10 protein-coding genes are annotated in these 26,162 nt (G+C 72.6%); all 10 read right to left on the bottom strand.

Features of this window, described 5'->3' with window-relative positions; genetic code table 11:
• Window positions 1-138: 138 nt before the first annotated feature.
• Window positions 139-14,457 carry a hypothetical protein gene (locus ACQHII_RS44555; RefSeq protein ID WP_427924629.1) on the bottom strand — a complete coding sequence of 4,773 codons (14,319 nt, stop codon included), beginning with the start codon at window positions 14,455-14,457 and terminating at the stop codon, window positions 139-141.
• A 22-nt stretch (window positions 14,458-14,479) separates the two neighbouring features.
• On the bottom strand, window positions 14,480-14,851 hold the full coding sequence (locus ACQHII_RS44550) for a WXG100 family type VII secretion target (protein ID WP_427924628.1): 372 nt from the start codon (window positions 14,849-14,851) through the stop codon (window positions 14,480-14,482).
• On the bottom strand, window positions 14,844-15,275 hold the full coding sequence (locus tag ACQHII_RS44545) for a YbaB/EbfC family nucleoid-associated protein (RefSeq protein WP_427924627.1): 432 nt from the start codon (window positions 15,273-15,275) through the stop codon (window positions 14,844-14,846). The genes ACQHII_RS44550 and ACQHII_RS44545 overlap by 8 nt, the downstream gene beginning before the upstream one ends.
• Window positions 15,276-15,322: 47 nt before the next feature.
• Window positions 15,323-17,536: a WXG100 family type VII secretion target gene (locus tag ACQHII_RS44540; RefSeq protein ID WP_427924626.1), complete on the bottom strand. Its 2,214-nt coding sequence runs from the start codon at window positions 17,534-17,536 to the stop codon at window positions 15,323-15,325.
• A gap of 48 nt (window positions 17,537-17,584) precedes the next feature.
• The gene (locus ACQHII_RS44535) at window positions 17,585-18,238 is read right to left on the bottom strand and encodes a hypothetical protein (protein WP_427924625.1); all 654 of its coding nucleotides are present in this window, start codon (window positions 18,236-18,238) and stop codon (window positions 17,585-17,587) included.
• Between the two features lies 1 nt (window position 18,239).
• Complete coding sequence (locus ACQHII_RS44530; protein WP_427924624.1) at window positions 18,240-18,530, bottom strand: WXG100 family type VII secretion target; 291 nt, start codon at window positions 18,528-18,530, stop codon at window positions 18,240-18,242.
• A 36-nt stretch (window positions 18,531-18,566) separates the two neighbouring features.
• Entirely contained in the window at window positions 18,567-18,896 is a 330-nt protein-coding gene (locus ACQHII_RS44525) for a WXG100 family type VII secretion target (RefSeq protein ID WP_427924623.1), read from the bottom strand.
• Between the two features lie 153 nt (window positions 18,897-19,049).
• Entirely contained in the window at window positions 19,050-22,226 is a 3,177-nt protein-coding gene (locus ACQHII_RS44520) for a right-handed parallel beta-helix repeat-containing protein (RefSeq protein ID WP_427924622.1), read from the bottom strand.
• Window positions 22,223-24,805 (bottom strand): hypothetical protein, encoded by a 2,583-nt coding sequence (locus tag ACQHII_RS44515; protein ID WP_427924621.1) that lies wholly within the window; start codon window positions 24,803-24,805, stop codon window positions 22,223-22,225. Before ACQHII_RS44515 ends, ACQHII_RS44520 begins: the two co-directional genes overlap by 4 nt.
• A 5-nt stretch (window positions 24,806-24,810) precedes the next feature.
• Complete coding sequence (eccB, locus tag ACQHII_RS44510) at window positions 24,811-26,151, bottom strand: type VII secretion protein EccB (protein ID WP_427924620.1); 1,341 nt, start codon at window positions 26,149-26,151, stop codon at window positions 24,811-24,813.
• Between the last annotated feature and the right edge of the window lie 11 nt (window positions 26,152-26,162).

Here is a 26,162-nt window from a genome sequence, read left to right as displayed (position 1 = left end):
CGTTGCGTCGAACGAGTGACTCCCGGTCGCATCACCTTTTCCTGGAACAGAACGAGGCGTCCGGCCTGGTATTCAGGCCCGTGCCTGTCCCCGTCTCCGTCGCCCGCGCCGCTGATCCCCAGGGGCGGGGTCGTCGTCCTAGAGGTTGCGCCAGTGATCCACCTCGAAGCTGACCCGGGGGCCATGGGTTCCACGGTCGTCGCGGCGGAGATCGGCGGCGATGTGGATCGTGAAGGCGTCGGCGGTCGTGGTCGCGCCGCGTTCGTGGAGGAGGGCGGCGATCCGGGTGCGCAGTTCTTCGCGGATCCGGGTGGCCATGGTGAGGTCGCGTTGGAGATCCGGCCTGCCGCCGTCGCCCTGGCCGGCCAGCCGGACGGTCGGCAGACGCAGGCCGTGGGCCAGGTTCCAGAGACCGGTGCGGACGACGTGCTCGGCCAGGTAGTCAAGCCTGCTGCGCGCGCTGTCCGCCATGGTGCCGGGCGTGTCGAACGGGATGTAGCGGAACTCGGGCGCGGACACGGCGTGGCCGTGAAGGACGACCAGGGTGAGCGGGTTCGCCTCGGCCGAGACATGGTCGTCGGACAGCAGTTCCGCGTGGGACTCGTGCATCGACTCCCCGGGGCGCCTGCTGTATGAGCGGAAGTACCACTGGTGCTTGCCGTCGATCATGGAGGCGGCGTTCGGCATGGCCCTGGCGGCCCGCTGGAACGTGTGGTCCTGCTCCTCGGCGGACGCGCCCCGGTCGCGGGCCTCCCTCGCGGTGACCAGCAGATCGGCGAGCTGGGCCTTGGACTTGAGGGCCTTCTGGCGTGCCGGGTCGGCGCCCACCCGTTCCGCGAAGCGCGCCTGCTCGTGCAGTCGGGTGGCCAGCGCGCGCAGTCGGGGCGCGGAGCTGCGCAGGTTCCTCTCGACCGCGGCACTCATCTCCGTCTTGTTCCTGCCGACCCGGGCGTGGTTCTCCAGGGTGAGCTGGGACTGGCCGTCCTCGCTGGCCAGGACGACGCTCGCGAAGTGGTAACCGAAGTGCGAGCCGTTGCTCGCCGTGGGCTTGGCGTAGTTGACCGCAAGGGTCGGCTTTCCGTTGTCGTCGGCCGCGTTGATCGACTGGACCAGGTAGCCCTCGCCGACCTCGGCCCAGGCTCCCTCGTTGATCCCGCTCTGTCGCGCCGCCCGCGTCACGGCGTCGCGGCGCGGGTCGTCCACGTGCTCGTAACTGAGCGCGCTGCCGTACTCCCGGCCGGGCATCGGCGCGCCGCCCTGACCGCCGACGCCCCGGTCGTCCCGGGCGATCCGGGCCGCCGCCCAGGACGGGCCGGTGGTGGCCGGGGCGATCTTCCCGTCGGCGACCTCGGCCAGGGACTCGGCGAGGTGGTGCGTGCCGGTGACCTCGGCCGTGTCCAGGGCGCTGATCCGGCCGGTCGAGACCCGTCCCGGCGTCCGGAACACCACGTGCGAGGCCCCGAGCTCGCCGGACACCATCTGTGCGAAGTCCCGGCAGGTCTCCTCCTCGGAGCGGCCCGAGCGGGTCAGGAACTGCGGGGTGACCTGGAGCAGCGGCGGAGTGGGCAGGGTGTCGGCCTGCATGAAGGTGAGGGCGATCTCAGGGTCGGCCTTCAGCCGCACCTTGCTGCCGGCGGCGGCCAGTTTGGCGTTGGCCTGGTCGACGGCCTGCTCGGTGGCGTACGCGTGCTGGCTGAGCCCACCGGCGTCGATGGCCAGCGTGTGGTCCTGCGACACATGGATCACGGGGAAGTCCCCGACGGGCACCACGCCGAGTTCCTGGGTGGGCAGGTACAGGGGGGCGGCCGAGGAGGTGGCGGGGTCGGCCTTCAGCTCGGTGGCGGGCAGTCGGTGGAAGAGCACGGACTCCTCCCCGGAGGCCCAGACCCTGTACTCGTTGGTGGCCAGGCGCTGCGCCCGCAGGTGTGCGAAGTGGTCGGGACCCGCCGTCGAGGCGGTCGGAGCCCAATGCGGGTCGCGACCGGACAGCTCGATCCGCTCCACCATCGCCTCCCCTCGGACCCGGGTCAGTTCGAGCTCCCCGCCCGACGGCGACCAGACCCGCTTCCCCGTGTCGGCGAACACCGCCTCCGGCAGGCCGAAGGCGTCCTGTGGAAGGCCGCTCACGGCCAGCACGATGTCGGCGTCCGGCGGGCGCTTCGGGTCGTGCACCAGCAAGGCGACAAAGTCCTCGACACTCGTCAGCCGGACTTCCCCGTGCGGGGTCTCCAGGGTGATGTGGTCACGGCCGGCCCGGGCCAGGACGACATAGGCGCCCTCGTCCCAGGGCATGCCGTGCTGGGCGCGTTCCCCGTCGTCGTGGCGGACGTGGTACTGGGTGGGGTCGAACTCGGGCCGCCCGATGCCCCGCCAGTTCCGGCCGCCGCCGGTCAACTCGGTTCCCTCGTCGAAGACTTGGCGGGCCAGCTCGGCGACCTCCGCGTGGGAGCGGCCGGCGAACGGCGCGGCGGCGGGCGGCCGGGCCGGGGCCGCCGGGTCCGGATCCACCGCGAGCAGGATCTCGCGCGCGGCGTCTCCGCTCAGCCCCGGTGGGGCGACGGCCGGCTTCCCGTCCTCCCCGGTGTAGGGCAGGTCGCGCAGGACGGGACCGGATTCGGTGACCTCGGCGATCGCCTGAAGGTAGGTGTCGGGTACGTCGATGCTGTCGATGTCCGCCATGAGGCCACTCCGGTCGGACTGCTCCTCGAGGCGGCGGAAGAGCGTCGTGACGTCGTGGTAGCGGTCGGGCAGACCGCTGTAGTGCAGCAGTTCGTGGAGTGCGCGGGCGTCGTCCCGCACACCCTCGTGGTTGCCCAGCGGGAACGTGAACTGGTCCCAGGCGCGCTGCGGCGCGTCGCCCCGGCTGATCTCCACGGCCTCCGGGTGGTCCGGCCGGTGCTCAAGGTCCACGTCGATGTGCAACTGGTCGCCCGAGCCGGGCAGTCGGCGCCCGTCGTTCACGTGCATGTCCAACAACGACTGGAGTCGCTCGCGGTAGGCGGCCAGGTCACCGGGTCCGAATCCGTCGCCGAAGCGCACCGGGAGATGCAGGGAGAGGTTACGGATCCAGCGGCCGTCCGCCGCCTGGATCCGGGCGACGGCGGCACGGACCACGACGTCCCGTCCGCCCAGCAGTCCGGCTCCGGGGCGGTCCGCGAGCGGGTCGCGCGCGGGGTCGTACCGCTCGGTCCGCAGTACGGCCCAGGCGGCCTGCTCACGCCGGGAGCGCCACTGTTCGGGCCGCAGGGGCGGGCGGTCGTCCGAGGGGGATGCGGCGGCTTGGGGCGCCTCGTGTGCTTCGTGGGAAGGAGCCGGGGAGCCGGTGGCGTGGAGCCTGGGATGTTCACCGGCGACGGGTGACGCGTGGTCCGTACCCGACGGGTGGGTGACCGTGATGACCGCGCGGCGGCGGGCCTCCGGAGTGTCCTGGGCCGGGTCCGTGCCGTGCGGTAGGTCCGGGCCGCGGGACTCGGCCGTGATCGTGAACGCGTCCGACGTCAACGGGGAGCCCAGGTCCCGGAGATGGGCGTCGAGGCGCCGCGCGAAGAGCGCGCGGACGCCATCGGCACGTTCGGCGCCGACCTGGACCGCCCTGCCGAAGTGGGGCAGACCGGACACGGACGCGGTGCCGTGCCCGGTGACCAGGACGGCCGGCAGCCCGAGCCCGCTCTCCGCGCGCCGTACCGCGTCCTGCGCCACCTCGGCCGCGAGCGTGTCGATGTGGGCGGTCTCGGTAGGGGTGGGCGCGGTGACGTCCTCGGCGGGGAAGGCGATGTCGCGGGTGTGTGCAGGGGCGGCGGCGTGGGCGGGGATGGAGACGGGTGCGGGAGCCCGGGGCTCGGGGTGTACGGGTTCCGGGGCAGTTGCCACGGCTTCGGCGCGCGGCGCGCGGGGCGCGAACTCGGGCGAGCTGGTGTCGGCGGGGTGGGAGCCGGTTGGGGAGAGGCGTGACGGAGGAGCGGCGGCGGGTGCGCGGCGAGGCGTGTCGAGGGGCGACGGGGCCACGGAGCTGTGCGCGGCCCCGGAGGAGGGGGCGGTGAGGCGGCGGGACGGCCCGAGAGAGGACGGAACGGCAGGCCGGTGCGGAGAGCCGGCGAGGGAAGACGCCGTGAGGCGGCGGGACAGCCCGAGGGACGACGGGTCAACGGAAGCCGACGCGGCCGCCGGACGGCGAGTGGAGCCCGAAGCGAACGCAATCGCCGAACCGGAAGCCGACGAAGCGGCCGGACGACCAGTCGAACCCGAAGCGAACGCAATCGCCAAACCCGAAGCCGACGAAGCGGCCGGGCCCTTGGGAGCGGTCCAGTGGAAGATGTGGCCGGTGACGGTGCGGGGGGTGCCGTAGGGGCCGTTGTCGTCGTGGCCGCGGACGGTGAACCTGACGGGCTGGCGCATCAGCGAGGCCGCACCGGTGACCTTGGCGTTGCCGGGTTCCGTGGCCGGAATGCCGTGCGGCAGCGCCGAGTTGGGGGTGGGTCTGCTCGGTGTGCCGGGCGTACGGGTGACGGGGCGGGTGGCGTCGAAGGTCTCGTCCCGGGTCATGCGCCCGGTGGAGAGAGGGATGCTGCCCACCGGGTCCTCGGTGAGCACCGCGAAGTCGAGCGGGGAGAGGGACCAGTTGAACGTGTCGGTGGCGGCGGTGGCGGACTCGCCCTTGACGGCGACGGAGAGTTCGTCGTCGGCCGCTTCGCGGCGGCCCACCTCCCGCGGGGGCCCGATGGCCTCCATCGACAGGGCGACCGAGGTCCCCGGCACCCGGTACTCGCCGGCCGGCGTGTCGAGCTGGTGGAACAGGGCCGGCAGCGACTGTCCGGAGAACACCTGGCGGATCGCGAACTGCTCCTCCAGCGTGAGGCGTTGCTCCTTGCTCAGGTCGTGCTCGTGTCCCAGTCGGGGGTCGGCCGTGAAGGTGTCCAGGAAGCGGGAGACCGTGCCGGTCAGGTGCGTGGGCAGAGTGGAGCGCGCCGCCCAGCGGGTCAGGCCCGCCCCCCGGGAGAGGGCCCACGAGTAGTAGGAGCCCAGATGTCCGAGCAGTCCGTCGCCCCACGGGCGTGGGGTCGCCTGGACCTGGACGGCGGTGTCGTGCAGGGACTTGGCGTTGTCGAAGCCGACCAGGTCGTGCGCCTCGCGCAGGGCGTTGTGCCAGCCGATGCGCTCGGCCGGACCCGGTCCGGGCACCCGACCGAGCTCGATGTCGAACGGGTGCTCGGCGGAGGGTGCGGGGCGGGGGACGTCGTCGCCGGGCAGGTGCGGGTGGGGCGCGGCGGTCGCGCTCTCGGTGAGGGACTCGGGCACCCAGGCGGTCGCGGCGTAGGTACCGATGGTCTGCGGCTCCTCCGGCAGGTGTACGAAGCGGCCGGTCTCGGTGCGCCGGGTGACCGTGACCTCGTAGCTCAGGCCGGCGGTGAAGCGGGCGTTGGTGTCGCCGTAGCCGGACGTCTTGTGGCCGACGGTGGTGGTCACGCCGGACTCGGCGCTGCTGCCCCGGCCGCCTTCGAGTCCGCCGGCGGGGGTGATGGAGACCGAGTTGAGGTGGGGCACCGCCGGAGGGCGTACGGAGGCCCGGAGATTGCCCTCGGCACCGAGCGTGCCCTTGGCGCCGGCCTTTCCCTTGACGGTGTGGGCAACGGTGACGTCACGGGTGAGGGGGCGGTCCGAGCGGGAGCCGTCGTCGCGCCAGCCGTCGGTGATCCCGCGCACCAGCACCTCGGTGACGACGTGTCCGGCGCGTGTCACCTCGACGTGCCGGTCCAGGATGCCGGGGCCGACGAGTTCGTCGTAGCGGGCGGCGAGGGTGTCCGGTGAGTAGGTGTCGGCGAAGGGGAGGGAGGAGACCGGGACGGTACCGGCCTCCGGTCCGCGCAGCTGCCGGTCGATCTCCTGGAGGATGGAGTCGGTGCCGGGCAGCTCCACCAGAGCACCGCCCGAGATGCCCTGGTCCAGCAGGGTGGCACGGCGTTCCGGGGGCAGGGCGGCCGGGTCGGTGAGGGCCTCGTTCTGCAGACGGGTCACGTCCTCGTCGGAGAGGAGGACGTGGATGTCGTGTTGCTGACGGATCGGGCGGCCCACGTGGGAGGCACCGGATGCCTCGGTGAGGCGGCCGGCGACGCTCACCTCGGCCGTGGCCCGGTAGACGTGCCAGGTGCCGGTGTGGCTGACCTTGCGGGTGGTGGCGGTCTGCTGCTTGAGGGTGTCCACGGCGTCCCACTGGCCGCCGGCCTTGCCCTTGCCGCCGCCGCGCATCTGGAACGAGGTGGTGAGCGCGCCGGCCGCGGTCTCGGGGAACAGCCCGAAGTCCGGTCCGAGGCTGCCCTTGACGGACGACGACGTCTGGTCGGCGAGGGTGGTGGCTCCGCTCGCCTTCAGCTCCAGGTCGAGGGTGCTGTCTCCGGACAGCGTCTCCTCGTAGTGCAGGTCGATCAGGCGGGTGCGCACCGACAGGCCCACGGTGTCGGGGGCCCGGCCGTCGTCGACGTGCCGGTCGAGCGTGTTGGCCCAGCCGGCGTGCGAGGCGGACACCAGACCGGGCAGCTGCGCGCGGCCGGCCAGTGCCGTCACGGCCTCGTCGAGTTCGGGGACCCGCGGTGGTTCTACGTCGGGCTCCCGGGACCGGTACGCCGCCTCCAGCGCGGCCCGCGCCTGCCGCTGGAAGCCGGCCTCGTCGGCGACCCGTGTGACGGCGTGCGACTGCGGCAGCCGGGCGGGCCGCAGATACCGGGGTGCGGAGTCCGACCGCTCCGCCTGCCGTACCTCGACCCGCAGCCGGTCGTCGGCCCCGAGGACCACCTCGCGTACGGTGTCCGCTCCCCTGCCGTCGGCAGGGCGTTCGGCCGGCAGGGTGCCCGGCGGGTTTCCCTCCCTGTGCGGGGCGACCAGCACCCGGTACGTCACCGGGTAACTGAACGCGTCCGCCGGTCCCTTGTGCTGGAACGTCCGCTTGGCCTGCGTCTCCCCCGAGGCGACGGTCTGCCGCGAAGGGCCGTAGGAGACGTCGACACCGGCGTTCCCGAACGCCCGTACCGTGTCCGGCGGGTTCAGTGCCCTGCGCAGATTGCCGCTGACCCCCAGGGTGTGCTTGCCGCCCCGGGTCACCGCCTTGTCGGTGGCGTGCCCTCGGGCCACCGTGTCCTTCGCGGTGCCCGCCGCCGCCCCGTCGTGGTGCCCGGCCCCGATGTCGGCCCGGACGACCACCTCGTACGTACGACCGGGCAGCCCCGGCAGGTGGGAGGTGTCCAGGGTGATCCGGAAGGTGCCGTCGAGGAGCCGTCCGCCGTCGGCGCGCAGCCCGGACCGGGAGAGGCGCTCGCGCAGCAGACGCTGGTTCTCCATGGCCTGCCGAGTGACCCGTCCGGCCGCCGCGCCCTCGGGCGGCGGCAGGGTGCCGGGCGCCAGCTCGTGCAGCCGCTCGGTGATGTGCCGCTCCAGCTGCCGGGCTCCGGGGACGTCGACGAAGGCGGTGCGCGCGGCGATCAGGGGTCGGCGCAGGCTGTCGGCGGCCGGGGCGGGAGTGTGGCCGCCGTCGGCGGCGGCGGACGGCTGGTGGCTGACGCGGATGACCGTGCCGGTGCGTGGGGCGGGCGCGTTCTCCTCGTCCCGGGCGGGCGCGGCGTCGGGTTCCGCGCGGACCGCGTGCAGACCGTCCGTGCCCGGGGACAGCCGCTCGCGCAGTACTTCGAGCCGGAACCGTACGGCCGTGCTGACCAGGTCGCCGGTGCCCTTGTGCTCCAGGCTCCGCTCCAGCGAGAAGGTCTGCTTGCCCTTCTCCTGATGGGCCTGGCTGTAGGCGTAGGAGTAGCCGCCGGTGACCGTCAGCCAGGACGACTCCTTCGTCGTGCCGCTCTGCCACAACCTCCGCGCGCCGCCGCCGTTCAGGCCGAGGCCCCAGCCGGAGGTGTCGGTGCGGCCCGTGGCGTGCTCGCCGGTCTCCTTGCCGGTGACGGTGTCCTTGTCGGCGACCGTGCCCTCGCGTGCCGACGTCCCGGGCTCCAGGGTGAGCCGGAGCCAGGCGTGGCCGCCGTCGCTGAGGTCGAGCCGTTTGGAGGTCAGCCCCCAGCCGGCGGCGTGCTCGAAACCGTCGACGACGTTCTTCGGGGACAGGAACTCCAGGATGTCGTTGTGCGCGGTGCCGCCGGGGCGGGCCTCGCGGGGCAGGTTGCGGAAGACGTCCTCGTGCAGCGCGGCCAGCCCGGTGATGTCGAGCGGCCGGCCCTCCGCGCGGTCGGGGCGGTCGCTGTCCCAGCCGTTCCAGTCGTTGGCGCGGCCGTCCGCGGGGGCCGGGTCCGGGCGGGTGATCTCCGCGGTCACGTCCGCGGTGAGGGGGGCACCGGCGGGGCGCGGGAGCGGGCGGCCGTCGGGGCCGGTGACGGTCGACTCGTAGCGGAACGGGGAGACGTAGGTGTCGGTGGGGCCGGTGAGCGAGATCTTCGTGCCCGTCTCGGCGCCCGCGTTCAACGAGGTGTCGGTCGCGTGCGTGCTGCCGCCCGCCTTGACGGAAGGGGTGATCAGACCCAGCCGGTCGCCCCGCGAACCGTCCGGGAGGATCACGGTCGGGGCCAGGTCGAGGCCCGCCTGCGAGGTGGTGAGCGCGGTCTTCTTCGGCTCGGCCGCGCGCTTGGCCTCGGCGGACCGGTCGAAGCTCTTGCCCTCCTTCTCCTCGGCCGGTGCCTGGTCCGCGCGCAGTCGCCAGGGGCCGGGCCGGGCCGTGAGCACCACGTCGTGCACGTCGCCGGCCACCCGGAGCTGGAAGCGCCGGCCGCCGTTGACCATCTGCTCGTGCCAGGTGCGGAAGTCGGCGGGGTCGAACTCCGCGTCGAGAGTCTGCACGACCTGACGGTCGGTGCGGTGCGCGGCGGGCAGGGTCGCCAATACCTGCTCGCGCAGGTCGTCCGGGCCAGGGGCGTCGGTGATCCGGATACCGGCCAGCGACTGCTGGTGACGGCCGCCCAGCAGGCCGGGCGGCGCGGGCGGCGGCGCGGGGTGGTCCGTGGTCTCGGGGTCACCGGCCCGGTGCGGGTCGTCGCCGGGCGGAGGCGGCGGCAAGGGGTCGCCCTCCGGCTCCACGGCCGTCGGCTCCGGCTCGGCGGCCTTGACCGGCTCCGCCGGAGGCTTTGCGAGAGGTTCCACGAGAGGCTTCGCGGGTGGCTCCGAAAGGGGCTCGACAAGGGGCTTTTCCAGGGGTTCCGCGAGGGGATCCAGCACGGGCGGTGTCCCGGGCAGCGCCTCGGGCTCGCCGAGTCGCGCACCGGCCGTCGTCCCGGACTCCGACGTGGGAAGAACCGGGTGCTCGACATGAGGGCTCGGCGACGCGTGCGTGACCGGCGAGTCGGCGCGGACGAGCGGCGGCTCGGCGAGGGCCGTGACGGATTCCGCGCGCCTGGGCGCCCGAGGGGGCTCGCCCTGTCCCGTGGTGGATTCTTCGGCGGGCGGGAAGGAGGAATCCACACGAGGAGGGGCAATGTCGGTGGGCGGGAGAGGCGAGCCGTCGTTCCGGGAGGTGGGCTCGTCGTGCTGCGCCGGTTCCAGGCCCTTGAAGCGGAACTCTGCCGGGGCGTGGACGAGTTCGGCGTCGTTGAGGTCCGGCCGGAAGCGCAGGAGAGGTTCGCCGCCCTCCTGGTGGGACTCCACGATCTTGCTGAAGATGCCCTTGCTGAAGGGCGTCGTCGGCTCCCAGTCCATGTGCGCGCCGTGCATGACGGCCATGTCGCTGGCCATCATGGTGTTGACGACCGTGTCGTACCGTTCCCCCTTCAGCCGGGTACCGCCTGGTGTGCTGATGTCGAACACGTCGTGGTCGCCGGTGATCTCGGTCCAGTTGTCCGCACCGACCCGGCCGTACACCAGGCCGTCCTCGACCTTGAACCGGCCCTCGTCCTGGAGATCGGCCATCACCGGCGCCAGAACCTCGAACTCCTCGGCGCGCTGCCTGAACCGCCTTTCGAGCTGTTCCCAGGTCCTGTCGTCGTGGTTCCCGCGTTCGGGCAGGACCGGCTTGAAGTAGCCGATCAGACCGCGGTGTTCGCCCTTGGCGCCGAGCAGCACGTCCAGGTCGTTGACGGACTTCGCCTTGATCTCCTTGGGCTTCGGCAGCTTCTGCTGGTCGAGCCAGTCCGGGGCGGCCGTGTTGGTCGGCCGGACGTCGATCACGAGATTTTGGTCCCGCGCCAGCTTCCTGAACTTGCCGAAGTTCTTCTCCGGCATCCCGTACTGCGACCGGGCCACGTCCGGGGACACCACCCCCGAGTCCCCGTGCCCCGAGCCACCGGCCGACTCCGAACCGGAATGCGCCTGTTGACCGGTCTCCGGCGTGATGGTCGCCCGGTCGGTCACGTTGGCCACAGGGGCACGGGGGAACACCTCGTCGGGGTGCGGATCGGACGCCTCCCGCGCCACCTGCAGCACGGGGGGCGTGTCCGTTCCGTGGAAGACGGTCTCCACGCCGTCGGACATCGCGAGGAACTCGTTCTCGCTCTCGTAGTGGAAGAGGGGGTGATCGCGTTCCCCCTCGATCGGCGCCCTGCTCTGCAGGTACGTTCCGAAGACCTGGTGCAGCGGAATCTCCTGCGAGGTGACCCAGAACGGCCCCAACCCGAGCGCCTCGGTCTCGTGCTGGTCCTTGTACGGTTTCATCAGGCTGTACGAATCCGCGGGGGCGCGCCGCAGATCGATCCGGGCGCCAGTGTCCGGGGTGCGATCACCGTTGGCTTCGTTTACCACAGATCGCGAGTCCAGGCGCAGGAGTTGGACGACGCCCCTCTCCGGGTCCACGTTCGGCATCTTCACCCGGGTCAGGATCTCGTGGGTGAAGACGTGCTGGGCCACAATGCTCCGCACGTATCCCGGGGCGTAGTTCAGCACCGGCACGGCATCCCGGTGATCCTCGTACGGGGCATTGTCGTGCCTCACCCCCGGGCCGTCGAGGCGGGACATGTAGAAGCCTCCGGAATGCTGCGCCGGACGGAAGTGGCTCATCATCACCTTGAAGCGCAGCGCCTCAACGGTGTTGGAGCCGGCCGACTGCTGCACGGCCCAGAGCGCCAGCCAGTCGCTGTCGCCGCCGTTCTCATTCAGCCAGGCGTGGAACCGCGCCGACACGCCGTCGGGTCCGCGCAGCGAACCGCCGATCGGTCCCGTCGGGTTGTCCGGCGAGACCAGGGCATACGTCGTCGCGACGTCCGGGTCGGCCGGGGTCTGTTCCCCCCAACGCTCGTTCACCACCAGCTCCTGCGGCAAATCGCTCAGGAAGTCGCTCTCCCCCATGAGCATCTGCACGCGCAGGAACTCGCTGCGGTACTCGGGACGCCAATGGCCGTCCTTCAGGGACTCCTCGGTCTTCAACAGACGTACGGCACGCTCTCGTTCCCGATCGTCCACCCCCTCCGTACGGACGATCTCCTTCGCCCGCTCGGTGATCAGGTGAAGCCGGTGCTCGGCCGCGGCCCGCATGGCGTCGTACGCCTGGTTCCGGTAATTCCACCTCGGCCAGCCGAACTCGTCCTCCGCCTGGAGACGTCCCGCCTCGCTTTCGTGGGAGTACGCCAGCGGGGTCGTAATGATCGTGCCTGCGGACCGGTGCTCTTGGACGACCACACCGAAGAGGCCGAAGCCGTCGTCCGCCCACAGTGTGTGCGCCTCGAAGGGCCCGGGCGGCAGCGACTCCAGCACAGGGACCGTCGGAGGGGGCACCGCCTCTTCATCCGCGACCGGCTGGTGTTCGCCAGCATCAGTGTGCCCTGTCCGCTCCTCGGTCTCGGGCGACCCGGGGCGGTCCTGGGCCTGTCCCTCGGTTTCCGTCCCGCCGTGGTGCTGCGCCATGGCATGGGCGGGAGCCGGAGCCGTCCAACGGGACGGTCCCGGCACAGCGGTGGGGACGCGCCTGGCCGGCGTGTCACTTTCCGCGTCGCTCCAATCCGAGTCCGAGTCCGAGTCCGACTCCGAGTCCGAGTCCGACTTGTCGTCGAAGACGTACTGCCGCCGGCCCCTGATCGCCGCGTCCATCGCCCTGGCGAGATCTTCCGAGGTCGTGGTGCGCGGGGCCACGACCGGCGGCATGTCCTGCGCGGAACCGTCCGACGTCTTGTAGCGCGACGGTTCGGAGACCGGGTCGACCCAGGTGTGGCTGCGTTTGTGGGCCGTCGCCGCGACGCGCGCCTGCTCCCACTCGGCGTCGTGCGCGAGTCCCAGGTTCTCGAGATGGAGGTCACCGACGACGGCGGCGCTCAGCTGGAGATGACGGTCGCCCAGACCACCCCTGCGCAGCCCGTCGGGCGAGTCGGCGTGGAAGTTGCCCATCAGACCGCCCTTGACATCGGGGCGGTGCGGAACAGCCTGGTCACGGTACTCGTCCCGCAGGTTGAGCGTCTGGTGGCCCAACTCGTGGGCGTATTCGATGGGTTGTGCGTCCGTCCGCCATCTCCGCTGGTCCATGACCCCGTCGCCGTCGACGAGATCGACCGTCAGGTGCGCCTCTTCGCCGGGCTTCGCGCGGACCGCGGTGACGTGCAGCCGGTCACCGGTGCCGGGAGTGTGGTCCGGTCCGGGCAGGTGGTACCGCGGCGCGTTGAAGTACTCCTCGACCCCGGCCGTCACCTTGGCCCAGACGGCGTCCGTGTCGTGCCCTCCCCCACCGTTCCGGAAGGCGACCTTGACCGTGAGGTCGGTGACCGGCTCGCCCCGGTACAGGAACCGCCGTGCCTCGAAGGTGGACCGGACGACGATGCGGGGCGTGCGGTCGAGCTTCATACGAGGGGGCGAGGCCGATCCGTCGGGGCGCCCACCGGGGGGTGGAGTGGGGTCCGGGACCGGCGCGGCGGCCTCTTGGCGGGGCCGGCCGGCGGCTGCCGCGGTCTCCGGCTGCGATACGGCGGCGGTCTCGTGCGCGGTGGCACCGGCACCGGCCTTGACCTCGGGCTGCGTCGTGCTCACGGTGGCGGTGGACTCCGTCGGCCCGGCGGTTTCCGGTCCGGCGGCCTGCGTACGCGTTCCGGCGGCCGACGGGGTGCCGGACTCCGCGCGGACGGGCGACGCCGGGCCGGTGGAGCCGGTGCCACGGTCGGTGCTCGGGTTCACCGTGCCCGTGCTCGCCGTGCCCGTGCTCGCCGTGCCCGTGCTCACCGTGGACGGACGCGCGGAGCCGGTGGCAGTGGTGGTACCTGAGCCGCTGGTGGTCGTGGGGCGGCTCACGTTCGCGGCCGTGGTTCCGGTTCCTGTTCCGGTCGTGCTGCCGCCGCCCGTCGTGACGCGGGTCGGCGTGGTGGCGGGCGCCCCCGCGCGGGTGGCGGACGAGGAGCCGGCGGAGGACGTCGTCGTACTCGCCGTTGTGCTCGACGCGGTGGTGACGGTGGTCGTGAATCCGGGCAGTCCGTTCTCGTGTTCGGCGGTGACCGGAGTGGACGCGGCGTGGGACGTCCCGTGCACGGACCCCGCGTTCCCGGTGCGGGAGGCGCCGTGCTCCGTCTCGGCGGCATCGGCCGCCGGTCTGGTCGTGGCAGCCGAAGCGTTCGTGTGCCCGGTCCCGTTCGTGCCGGCCGTCGTCGTGCTGTCCGTCGGTTCCTTGAAGGTGTCCGTGCCGGGCAGTTCCGTCTTGTCGGCCGGCACCACTCCGGGCAGCTCGAATGTGAGCGCCTCCGGCACGTTCACGTGGACGGGGTCCACATTCACCGTGTCGCCCTTGCCGCCGAACCGTCGCTTTCCGCCGCCGCCCAGCGCCCCCAGCACACCCGCGCTGATGGACGAGCCGAACTCGTCCTCCCCACTGTGGTAGATGCCGTACATGATCCCGGCGGTGCCGATGCCGGTGGCCGCGCCGAGGATGCCCTTGCCGAACAGCGAGTGCGCGAACTTGGGCGCCAAGACGCCCCCCACGCCGAAGAAGACGCCGCCAACGGCCCCGCCGATCGCACCCGACACCACGGCGGAGAGGGTGTTCTGGGTGGACCACTCGGTGCGGTCGCCCTTGAGGAACTGGATGGTCTGGACGGCGACGTCGAGGCCGACGTTGAGGGCGACACCGGTCGCGATCGAGATGAGCAGCCGACGCAGGATCATCTTCACCGCGACGCGTGCCGCCGTGATGGCGAGCGGGATGACCTCGGGCGCGAAGAAGATCCACTCGGCGATCTGCGCGGCCAGCAGGATGAGCTGGCCGAGGATCATGTACTTGGAGTACTCGACCTGGACGGCGGTGTTCTTGCCGAGCTTGCCCAGCTGGTTCGCGGACTCCGCCATCTCCGGCAGGCTGGACTCCAGTTGCGTGACGAAGGCCTGGAACTGGTCCGCGACCTCCCCGCCCACGCTCGCCAGGACTCCGTTGCCGGACGCGCCGAGCTCCCCGCTGATGCCCTTGAGCTCCTGCGCGGCATCGTTCCACGCCTGGCCGAGGGTATGCAGGTGGTCCTCGTTGCCCTTCGGCCAGGCCTGCCCGACCGCCAGCCGGGCGACCCAGGCCAGCTCGGGGGGCATCTCGACGCTCATCCGCGGGGACTCAGCGCCGGCTGTGGTGCGACGACGAGCCGCTCGTCGTCACGGAGTCGGCGGCGGGTGTGACGGCGCGGAGGGTCTCCACGTTCTGTTCCTCGGTCTGCGCGAACCCCTTGGCCATCGTCCGGATGCCATCGACCGTGCTGTCGAGCACGTTGCCCGCGCCGGTGATGCCGGCGCTGAGCTGCTGCTTGGGCTCGGCGTACTGCTCCAGGAACTGCCGTCCGCTCTCGTCGTCGCCCCAGCACGCGCCGAGGGACTCCAGGCGGCCTTCGAGCTTCGTGGCGATGGACCTGATCCGCCCGGCCAGCTCCTGCATCTGCGGTGCGGCCTGTTCAAGCTGTTCGGTGTCGACGGAGAAGGTGCCGTCAGTCATCGGAGTCTCCCTTGAAGCCGTGGTCCACGTAGTCGCGTACGGAGTCGGGCATGGCCGGGTCCTCGGGCAGGACGGCGGCCGCGTCGACCCGGCCCTGGAGCAGGTCGGGCACGGTCACCCCGGGCGGCAACCGACCGGCGAGCACTCCGGCGACACCCTCCAGCGCCTCGGCCCTGGCCTGCCGGAGCGTGGTGAGCAGTACGTCGGCCAGCTCCTTGGGCGCCATGCGTCGGTAGGCACCGGTGGGGAACTCGACGGCCGTGACCTCCCCCTGGGCACTCACGGTGATCTTCACCGTCTGCCGGGGGGCGGTCACGGTCGACGTCGTCTCGTTGATCCGGCGCCGGGTCTCGGCGGCCTCGTCGCGCTGGCGGCGGTACTGCTCCAGCAGGTCCTCGATCTGCTGGTCGTACGGACCGGGCATGTGAACTCGTCTCCGTTCAGGCGGTGTTCGGCGGGCGGGAGGTCAGGTCAGAGGGCGGCGGCGGAGTCCCCGGGGACGGCACCCCAGGTGCTCTCCGGCTGGACCAGCAGGTCGGCGATCCCCCGGGGGGCCGGCTCCTCCTCCGGTTCCTCCTCGACCTCTTCCTCGGGCTCCTCCGGTTCGGGGCCACCGTCGCCGCAGAACGCAACACCCAGGGCACCGGTGCTCACTCCGGCCACCGGCCCGTCGCCGGTGCGGTCCGGCTGCCACGTACTGCGCGGCTCACCGGACTCGCCCGCCGCGTGCTCCGGTTCCCGCTCGCGATCTCCGCCCACTGCCCACAGCAGCGGCACGAAAGCGCCCGCGCCGGCTCCGGGCTCCCACGCGGAGAAGTCCTCCTCGCCGTCATCGGCCGACGGCTGCGGGGCTACGGCACTGTCGGCGTCCGGGACGGCGGCGGGCAGCGGAAGCCCGTCGGATCCGATCGCGACCGGTGCCTCGGCGGTGGCCTCGCTCTGCTCCGCCGAGCCTTCTTCCGCCGGCGCCGCCTCCTGCGTGCGTTCGTCGGCCCGGGCGTTCGCGCGGCCCGTCCCGGCGCCGGTCCCGGGCCCGGTCGTACCGAATCCCGGCAGGAAGGGCACTCCGGGCGGGGCTCCGGTGAGCGAGCCTGCCTCGTCGTCGGTCTCGTCGTCGCTCGCCCAGGGCTCGGTGCTCGGGTCGAGCAGCCCGGAGGCATCGGTCCGTTCGTTCGTGCCGTCCCGGCCCGCATTGGAAGCACCCACGCCACCCATGCCCGGCATGTACGGCATCCCGGACGCGCTCAGACCCTCCCCGCCGGCCGCCGCGCCCAGCTCCGAGCCGACCTCGTCGCCGCCGGGGGTCTCCTCGCCCTCCCAGGGATCAGCGCTCGCGTCGAGCAGCCCCGAGGCGTCCGTCGGCTCGGACGTCAGCCCGGCACCACCGGCCCCCGTACCGCCCATCCCGGGCATGTACGGCATCCCGGAGGACGTCGCGAGCTGCGCGGGCGAGCCGGTGGACAGTCCGTCGGTGAGACCGCTGCCCAGCCCGTCGGTGAGACCGTCCGCGATGCCGTCGCCGAGCCCGGTGTCACCGAAGGCGGCCGGGTCCGCGCTGGACAGGCCGCCGAGGGAACTCTCCCCCTCGGATCCCAGGCCGCTGCCGCCGAGGCCCGCCAGACTGCCGAGACCGCCCAGCGCTGCGAGGTCGGGGAAGGAGACGGGGTTCAGCGCGGTGTCGATGCCCGCGGGGTCGAGACCGTCGAGACCGAGGTCACCCAGTCCCGTGCCGTCGAGGCCGGACGGGTCAAGGCCGGTGTCGTCGAGGCCGGACAGGTCACCGGGGTAGGCGGCCGGGTCCGCGGACGCGTTCAGGCCCGCGAGGTCTCCGACGTCGCCGATGCCGTCGCCCGTGGCGGTTCCGCCCTCCAGGCCGGTGTCGGGGTAGCCGGACAGGTCCGACAGGCTTCCGGTGTCGCCGGTCCCGGCGCCCGACCCGTCGAGGTCCGCGGTGCGCAGGTCCGGACCGTCGCCGTCGCCGTCGTTCCCCGAGCCGTCCGGATTGTTCGTCGGCGAGGTCACCGGAGTGGGGTTCACGACCGCGTCGGACGTCACCTGGTAGGAGTGCGCCAGGTTCTTGAGGACGGCGCGCATGTCCTCAGTCATCATCGCCACGAGTTCGGGCTTGTGACTGATCGGGATCAGTCCGTCGGACATCGGGGTCACGCCCATCAGGACAGCCTGGTGGGCGTACCAGACGTCGATCTCCGCGAGCTTGTTCTGCGCGCTCTGGAAGGAGATCGCGTTGTTGGCGAGCTGATGGGGGATGGAGTGGTCACCGGTCGAACCCCCGGCCAGGACATCGGCGTTGGCCTTCACCTGGCGGGAGAAGTTGGTCATCATCGTGAGGAAGGCGTCGGCCGCGCTGCCGCCCCAGGGACCGTGGTCGCCCGCGAGCGCCTTGGCCTGGTCGAGCAGGCTCTTCGTGACGGCCTCCAGGATGCGCTGGATGTCGAGGAAGGCATTGGCCGCGTCCATCAGTGACTGCGGGTTGGCGATGGACCGGGCATGGGCCAGGTTCGCCGCGGTCCCGACCCCGGAGGACATGCCGTAGACGGCCGCCTTGATCTGCTTCCAGTCCCAGTTCTCGTAGTCCGTGACACTTCCGGAGTTGGTGCCGTCGGGATTGCCGAAGATCGCCCCGTCTTCACCCTGATGGAAGCCACCGCTGTTGTAGTCCGGCACTGTCGCCCTCCCGTGGAGCCACCGATGCGTTGTCCGACGAACCCGTGCCTAGGTGGTCGTGGTGTTCGTGTCGGTGTTGCCGTTCGAGTTGCCCGTACCGGTGTTGCCGGTACCGGTGTTGGAGGTGGTGCCGGTGCCGCCGTTGGACGTCATCATCCGGTTGAAGTCTCCGGAGGTGGTCGTGAAGGCGTCGCTGAGGTCGTGGGCCGACATTTTGTTGGCTTCCTCGGTCGTGGTGTAGTGCTTGCTCAGCGACCGCACGCCGTCGCGCAGGTCCGTCAGACCGGTGACCAGGGCCGAGAGGGCGTCGGCATAGCTCTTCTTGAGACCGCCGTCGGCGTTCGCCCCGTTGACCTTCGTCCGCATGACGTTGGCGTGGTAGAAGGCGCCCGGCGCGATCGCGACGTCGTTCAGCTTGGTGGCGGCGTCGCGCACCGGCTGGATCAGCAGGTCGACGTTGGAGGCCAGCAGGTCCATCGACGGTGTGCTGATCGAGGTCCCGTTGTGCCCGTTGCCACCGGGCACCGGCGGGGGTACGAAGTTGTACCGGTCGTCGAGGATCCCCGGGACGTGCAGAACGTCCGTGCCGCCGTGGTACTGGTGATCCCCGCTGGAGCCGGTGCTGTCGTCGTTGCCGCTGCCGTAGTCGTTGTTGTTGACGTTCGGGTCGTTGCTGCCGCTGTCGGCGTCCGTCTTCGCCATGTCACTGGTCCCAGAGGCTCACGCCTCGCCGCTCGCCGGCGTAGTACGACTCGTTGATGTAGCCGAGGGAGTTGGTCGCGTTCTGGGCCTGGGTCACCATGTCGGCGGCGGCCGCGTCCCACTTCGCCTTGGCGACGTCGTAGGTGCTGCGGGCGTCGCTGGTCCACTCGCTCAGGTGCACCTTGGCGCTGTCGTCCAGGTCGGCCAGCGCCGCCTGGATCTTCCTGCTGATCGCGGCCATCTCACCGACCACGTACTCGATCTGCTTCATGTTGGCGGTATACGTAGGCATGGTTCGCTCCTCGTCTGTGTGCGGTGGTGGGGGGCGTCAGAAACCGGGCAGCGGGTTGGACATGCTCTTGTGCAACTGGGTCGCCGCGTCCGAGGTGTTCTGGTGCGTGGTGTGGTAACTCCCGGTGTTCGCCTGGAGCTTCTGCAGCATCAGGTCCAACTGCTGCTTCACGGTGCCGAAGTCGGAGAGCCAGGTGTCCATCGCGCCCTGGAACGTGGTGGCGGCGTCACCGCTCCAGTGGCGGCGCAGCTCGTCGATCTGGCTCTGCATCTGGGCGTACGTGCTGTTGACGTCGTCCAGGGCGGTCTGGAAGCTGCCCTGGGCGCTCAGCATGCCCTCGGTGGATACGGATGTGAGGTCGGCCATGACCGTCTCCTCTCGTAGCTGGTTCGCCGCGGTCGTTCCGCGGCTGGTTCATCGCGGTCGCTGTTGGTGATGGTGACCCGGGGTGGTACCCGTCGTGGGCCGGAAGCCGGGGGCGCTGCCCCGCCGACCGTGTTTTTCTGTCCCTGCGGCCCGTCAGCCCACCACCAGCGCGTCCTCCAGCGGGAGTTCACCCGCCAGGTCGCCGAGGACCAGCGCGGGGGCGCCCGCGCGGGCGGCGATCCGGTCCGCCAACCGGTGTGCGCCGTACGCGCCGTCGGCCGGGTCCTGTGCGGCGAGCGCCGCGAGTACGTCGTCGGGCATCTCGAAGCCCAGTGTCGTGAGCCGCCGCCGGGTCAGTTCGGCGAGACCCGCGCCGCTCCAGGCGGGCAGCGGCAAGTAGTCGGCGAACACCCCGGCCAGGTCGGTTCGGGTGCGCAGCAGTTCTCTCAGGCGCGGGGCGCTGCCCGAGAGGACCAGGACCACGCCGTGGGGATCCCGCGCCGCCGTCTCCGCGGCCAACGCGTCGACGACCGCGTCCTGTTCGGCGTCCGGGCGGGACACGAAGGCGGGGTCGGCCTCCAGCAGCAGGAGGCCGCCTGCTGCGTGGCGGAAAGCGTCGGCGAGGAACGCGCGCGGCTGCTTGGCCCACCGGGCCGGGACCTCCGCGAGCGACACCCGGGTGAGCGCGCCGGACGGGAGGATGCCGAGTTCCGCCAGGTCCCTGCCGTACGCGGCGGCCACGGCCCGTCGTCCGCTGCCCCGCGCGCCCTCCAGGACGACGTCCGCGAGCCCCGCGGTGCCCTGCCCGAGCTTGACGAGGGTGTCCAGCCGGGCGAGCAGTGCGTCGGTGACGGGGCCGAGACCGCTGAGGGCGGCCAAGTGGCGGGGGGCAGGGGGCGGCACGGGTGTCTCGGGGGCCGGGGTGGCCGGCGGTGGGACGGGGCCGGCCACGGGCGCAGCTGACGGTGGGGGTGTCGGCGCCTGGGGAGCCGGGGTGACGTCGGCGGCGGTGAGCAGACTCAACTCGCTGTCGTGGCCCGGCGGTTGGATGGCCAGCCGCGACGCCTGGGCGCCGATCATCGACTCGAAGACCTGGCGGGCGACCCGGCCGTTGCCGAAGGTGGGTCCCTTGGGGACGGTCTCGAAGTAGCGGGAGAGCGCGTCCACGGTGTCGTCGGACAGCTCGTAGTAGTGCTTGGCGCACAGGCCCCGGACGATCGTGACCAGTTCCTCCGGGGAGTAGTTGGGGAACTCGACCGTGCGGGCGAAGCGGGACGCCATACCGGGGTTGGAGGCGAGGAACCGGTCCATGTGCTCGGAGTAGCCGGCCGCGATGACGACGATCTCGTCGCGGTGGTCCTCCATCATCTTCATCAGCGTCTCGACGGCCTCCTGCCCGAAGTCCGGCCCCGTGCCCCGGGACTGGTTCGTCAGGGTGTAGGCCTCGTCGATGAAGAGCACCCCGCCCAGCGCGCGGTTGACGACCTCCGCGGTCTTGATGGCGGTGCCGCCGATGATCTGGGCGACCAGGTCGGCGCGGGCCACCTCGACGATGTGGCCCTGGCTGAGGATGCCGAGTTCGGCGAGCACCGCCCCGTACAGCCGGGCCACGGTCGTCTTGCCGGTACCGGGCGGTCCCGCGAAGACGAGGTGGCGGCTCATCGGCGGCATCGGCAGGCCCATCTCGGTGCGCCGCTTGGTCACCTTGTTGAGGTTGATGAGCCCGGTGACCTCCAGTTTGACGCTCTCCAGGCCGACCAGCGCCTCCAGTTCGGCCAGCGGCCCGGTCCCCGAACGGGCGATGTCGCCGCCGGCCTCGGGGTCCGGGTCCCGGGAACCACCCGAGTCCCCTCCCGCGGGCGTGTCACCGCCGAGTCCCTCGTCCTCGCCGAAGCTCTCCCCTTCCCCGCCGAACCCGTCGCCTGCCCGGTCGGCCGGAGGATCGCCGCTGTTGTCCTGGACGGCGCAGTTGCTGAGGTCGGTGCGGGCGTCGGCGTGGGTGTTGACGCCACGGCCGCGCGCGCCGGTCATCCGGCACCCGACGGCGGTGAACGAACCACCCGCGAGGACCCGCACGGCGTCTCCCGGCGAACCGGTGAACTCGCAGTCGTGAGCGGTCAGTTCCGCGTCCTCGCCGACCACCGCACCGCACTCGCGCAGTACGGAGCCGGACACGAACACGCTCGCGGACCCGGCCAGCCCCAGGCCCGTCCCCTGACCCTTGCTCAGGTCTCCGCCGCTCATCGCGATCTCGGCGTCGCGCAGAGCCACCCGGGCGCCGCCCTCGGCCCGCACCCCGGCGCCCGAGGAGCCGGTGACGGTGAGCCGTTCGAGTTCGGCGGTACCGGAGTCGGCGGCCTGCACGGCGGTGGTCCAGGCGTCCCGGACGACGAGCCCGGTGGCGGTGACGGTGGTCGCCGCACCGGTGACATGCAGCCCCACCGGAGTGCCGGTGATCGCGCAGTCCTCCAGCCGCGGCCGGGCACCCCCGGTGACCTGGATACCGCTGCGGGCCGCGCCGGTGACCGCGCAGCCGCGCAGGTGCGGTGCGGCGCCGTCGGCGATGTGCACGGACTGCCCGCCCGAACCGGAGAACGCGCAGTCGGTGAGCGTGGTCTCGCCCCGGCCGGTCAGATACGCGTCCAGTGCGGTGCTGCCCGTCACGGTGACCCGGAGCAGGGCGGCGCGCGCCTCCTGCTCGACGGCCACGGCGGGCTTGCCGCTGCCGGTGATCAGGGTGTCCTCGACGGTCGCCGAGGCGTTGCCGTTGACGCAGACGCCGTTGCCCCGGGGGCGGTCGAGACGGCAGTCCCGTACGTCGAGACGGCCGTGCTCGGCGACCACGACCGCCGAGGATCCGGCCTCGGTGACCTCGGTGTCGGCCAGTACGTTGTCGCCGCGCGAGGTGACCACCACCCCCGCGCCGTGCGGGTTGGTGACCCGGCAGCCACGGGCGGCCAGGGTGCCCTCGTGCCAGGCCAGTACCGCCGTCCACGCCTCGCCCTCGATCCGGCACCCCTCCAGCGCCGACTGCCCGCGCCGCAGGTCGAGGACCGGGGCGTCGCGGTCGGCGCCCGACAGGACGAGCCCGGACAACTGGACCGCCTCCGCGTCGACGACCACCGTGCTCCCGGCGGACGCGTGCACCTGTACGGTCCCGGCGCCGCCCTCCGCGGCCAGGGTCACGGGCCGGACGATCACCAGCGACTCCTCGTACCGGCCGGGGGCGACCGTGATCAGCGCCCCCTCCGCGGCCTCGGCCAGCGCCTGGGCGATCGTACGGTGGGCGCCCGGTCGGTCCGGGGAGACCGGCAAGACCTGCCTGCTCACGGCTTGGCTCCTTCTGTGCGGACCGCACGGGGGGTCACGATCAGTCCGGGCGGGTCGGCGCTCTCGGCCGCGGCATCGGTGCCGGTGCGCTCCAGGGCGTCCAGAATCTTCTCCAGTCCCTTGACGGCGATCTCGTCGAGCTTCGCCGGTACGTCGCGCCGACCGCCCTGGCCGTTCCGGCCGCCGTGTGCGGTCTCCGACGGCGACAGCTCTCTCATCAGCACGACGGAGCCCTCGGTGCGCAGCACCTTGAAGGCGGTGCCGGGCAGGAACAGCACCCGGTCGGGGACGGCCGGGTCCAGCGAACTGGTCCGCCGCGCGGTCATCGACCAGATCAACACGTCGGTCGCGCCGCTGCCGGACGGGCCCGGGTGCAACAACGTACGGGCATGGCAGAACGCCCACTCGGTGGCCAGCCTGCCCTCGCGGTACCAGGCCCGCTCCGCCTCGCCGAGGCGGGTACGCAGCAGGGCAGGCCCCCGGTAGGAAGGCAGCCGGCGCAGTCCCGCCGTCACACAGCGCGCCAGCGGCACGTGCGGTCCGGCCGTCGCCTCGCGCACGACCGCGTCGGCCCGGCGGCTGTCGCCGGACAAGTACAGGCGTACGGCGACCAGTTCGGTCAGCGCGTCCGCCACCTCCGTCCGGGATCCGCCGCGCAGGCCCGGTGACTCGGACATCACCCGCGAGACGGAACCGGCCACGGCGTTGTACTGCTCGCTGAGCGTCCGGCGCAGCCACTCCCGCTCCTGCGCGATCCCCCGCTCCGGCGGCAGCGCGCAGGCCGCGGCCCGGGGCACGGGCTGCACCCGAACCCCTGGCCCGCCGACCGCACCACCGGCGACGGACGTGGTGCCGGGCTCCGGGCCGGTCCCCGCGGTCGCTACCTGGGGATCCACCGCCACAGGGGCGCCGACGTCCCCGACCTCCGAGATCTCCGGCTCGGGCGCACCGGACTCCAGCCGGAACCGGGGAGCGACGGGCGGGGCGAGGCGCTGTGCGGGGGCGGGAGAAGGGGTGGGTGCAGGGGCCGGTGCAGGGGCCGGTGCAGGGGCCGGTGCAGGGGCCGGTGCAGGGGCCGGTGCGGGGGTGGAGTCGGGCTGTGGGATCGAAGGCGGGGCCGAAGTCGAGGCAGGGACCGGGGCCTCAGCCGGAACTGAGGTCGGGGCCGAGGTCGAGGTAGAGACAGGGTGAGGTGTCACCGGAGGCTCGGATGCCGGGTCGGGCATGCGTGCAGGGTCGGTCGCCGGTGCCGGGGAGGGCGAAAGTGCAGGTGGCGGGGCGGAGTCGGGTGCCTGGTCCGACGCCGCGACCGGTGCCGGTGTCGGGTCCGGGGTCTTGTTGCGCGGGGTGCGCCGGTCGTTTCGGATCGTGGGGGCTTCTTCGAGATCTGCCGCGCCGCTAATGGTGGGCTCTGCGTCAGGGGGCGGACTGGCGCCGTCGTTGCGGACGGTGAGCGCCTCCGAGAGGTCCGTGGCGTCGAGGTCGTCGGGGGTGGTGAGCGCCTCGGGGGGATCCGTCGCGCCTGTTTCCTCCTGCACCGGGGTCACGGTGTCCGGTGTCGAGGGGTTCCGCGACGCCGTCGTGGAGGCCCCGCTGTCGGCAGCGGGCGTGCCGGCGCCGGACTCCGTGCGGATGGGCGGCGGGGAGGGTACGGCGGTGGGCGCACCGCCGCCGGGGGTGGCCGGATCGTCGGGGACTGGTCCTGGCGACGGCGCCACGCCCGGTGTGACGGAGCCGGAGGGCAGGTAGGTGGACTCGGCCGGGAGGGGCCGGCGGTCGGGCTCGGCGTAGGGCAGGGCGTCGTACAGGGTGACCGGGTGGTTCAGGGTGTCGGCGAGGCTCTGGGCCGGTGCGTGGCCGGCGGGGGTGTCGAGGCTGCCGTGGAGGACGAAACGTACTGCGGGGCGGACGCCGGGGAGCACGGTGTTCCAGAAACGGGTCACGTCGTCGAGGGAGAGCGGTGGGGTGCCGGGGCTGCCGAGGACGAGCAGGAAGTGGTGCGGGTCGGTGGGGGCGGCCTCGACCGCGCGCTGGTGGTGGGCGGCCAGTGGGTCGTGGTCGGTGCGGCGCAGCCACACACCCGCCGGCACCGGTTGGGCGACGGTGTGGGCGCCGACGGGTCCGGTGCGGGTCGGCGCGGAGAACTCCCAGTGCGGTTTGGGGTAGCGCTGTGCCGCCGGCTCGGGGTCGCGGCCCGGCCGGAACCGCAGCCAGGCCGCGCCGTCGTCGCCCGGTACGAACAGTCCGCCGGTGAGGGTCGGGACGAGGTCGCCGTCCGGGGCGAGCACCTCGCGTTCGAGCCGTTCGGCGAGGAGCCGGCAGGCGGTACGGATGTCGTCGCCGCTGCCCCGGCCGAAGACCAGGCGCGGGCTGCCGTACCGGGCGCCCGACAGCAGCCGGGCCACCGCCTCCCACTCCGTGGCGAGGGCGTCGGCCGGCAGGTCCACCACGACGAGGGTGTGGAGCGGGTCCTCGGCGATCCCGGCGGCGAACGCGGCGGCCCGGTCGTCGTACCGGCCCTTGGGATGGATGAGCAGGGCGTCGCCCACGGGTGTCGAGCGAAGGCGGAGCCGGGCCATCGGGTTCAGCCCTTCGCGGCGGCGGCGCGGCTGAGTACCGGACCGTCGGGGACGAGGGCGAGGACGCCCGCCGGCAGCGTGAGCCGGCTCTTGGTCTCGCCGAATCCGAGGGCTCGCGCGGCGTCGGCGTCGGCGATCCGGTACTTCAGACCCTGCTCGGTGATCAGATACTCGGTCCGCCCGGCGTCCGGGACGGCCAGCACACCGCCGTCGGCCGGCAGGACGACTCCGCCGGTGCCGGGGGTGGCGACGGTGATCCGGGCCCGGCCGTCGGCGAGTTCCGTCATGCAGACGGTGCCGCCGTCCAGCGAGTGGACGCCGGTCAGGTCCGGCACCCGGCCGGTCGTGGCGTGCTCCGCCGATGCCGGGGCGACGGCGATGTCCGCCTGTCCGACCTCGCGTGCCGCCGGGGCACCTGGGCGGGCGGCGAGCAGGGCGTATTCGGTGGCGTTGACGAGAGCGAGCCCGTCGGACCGCATCACGTAGTAGTGCTCGGTGCCGCCCGTGGTGGTGCGGAAGACCTGGCCGACCTCGGTGCTCCGGCCGGCGACCTCGGCGGCCGTCTTCCCGGCGCCGGACAGCACGGGCGCGGCGAGGGCGGTGCCGGTGGGGACGGCGGCGAGCCAGTCGGCGGTCGCGGAGAGGGCCGTCTGGTCGTCCAGGCCGAGGGCGATCAGCGTCGGGGCGCCGGGGACCGGGTACTTGACGCCGCCCAGCAGCACGTACCGGGTGTTCCCGGGCCCGTCGAGCAGCACCTGGCGATCGGCGGGCAGCGCGGCGAGCGCGGCGGCGGAGCTTCCGAAGACGAGGCTCTGGCCCTTGTCGGAGGAGTCCTTCTCCTTTGTCCCCTTGGCTCCCTCGGTCCCGGTGCCGTACGCACCCTGCGCCGGCAGGCAGCGCGCCCATGCCCCGGTCGCCAGCGCGGAGACGGCCGGCACGGTGTCCGGCGCGCCCTGGATGCCGACGGGGGTGCCGTGCGGGACCCCGGCCAGGGACTTGGCGGACACCGTCTCGGGCGCGGTCCTCGCCCCGGCGATGAGCAGCGCGGAGGCGTAGTTGCGGACGGGGCGCAGCTCACCGTTGGCGTAGACGTAGCGGTTGCCGGTGTCCTCCTCCAGGACGATCGTCCCTTCCTTGCGCCAGTCGTCCTTCGCGACGGGCGAGATCAGGCCGTACACCCCGTATCCGGCGCACAGAAGTACCACCAGGCCCACGCCGAAGACCGAGCCGAGCGCGGACCGCCGGGTGGGGCTGTCGCCCCGGCCGGGGTCGCCGCTGACGAGGGCGGAGGCGAGGCGCCCCATGGCGAACTGGTAGGCCTGCACATGATCGCGTCGTGTCTGCATGGGTGCCGCTC

Source organism: Streptomyces sp. cg40, from assembly GCF_050320165.1.
In the GTDB taxonomy this organism is placed as follows: Bacteria; Actinomycetota; Actinomycetes; order Streptomycetales; family Streptomycetaceae; genus Streptomyces; species Streptomyces hokutonensis.
This window is presented reverse-complemented; position numbering and strand designations above follow the sequence as displayed.

Excerpts from the sequence above, each read along its gene's own strand:
- ACQHII_RS44555 (WP_427924629.1), bottom strand. The coding sequence starts at position 14,457 with ATGCCCCCCGAGCTGGCCTGGGTCGCCCGGCTGGCGGTCGGGCAGGCC.
- ACQHII_RS44550 (WP_427924628.1), bottom strand. The coding sequence starts at position 14,851 with ATGACTGACGGCACCTTCTCCGTCGACACCGAACAGCTTGAACAGGCC.
- ACQHII_RS44545 (WP_427924627.1), bottom strand. The coding sequence starts at position 15,275 with ATGCCCGGTCCGTACGACCAGCAGATCGAGGACCTGCTGGAGCAGTAC.
- ACQHII_RS44535 (WP_427924625.1), bottom strand. The coding sequence starts at position 18,238 with ATGGCGAAGACGGACGCCGACAGCGGCAGCAACGACCCGAACGTCAAC.
- ACQHII_RS44530 (WP_427924624.1), bottom strand. The coding sequence starts at position 18,530 with ATGCCTACGTATACCGCCAACATGAAGCAGATCGAGTACGTGGTCGGT.
- ACQHII_RS44525 (WP_427924623.1), bottom strand. The coding sequence starts at position 18,896 with ATGGCCGACCTCACATCCGTATCCACCGAGGGCATGCTGAGCGCCCAG.
- ACQHII_RS44515 (WP_427924621.1), bottom strand. The coding sequence starts at position 24,805 with ATGGCCCGGCTCCGCCTTCGCTCGACACCCGTGGGCGACGCCCTGCTC.
- eccB (WP_427924620.1), bottom strand. The coding sequence starts at position 26,151 with ATGCAGACACGACGCGATCATGTGCAGGCCTACCAGTTCGCCATGGGG.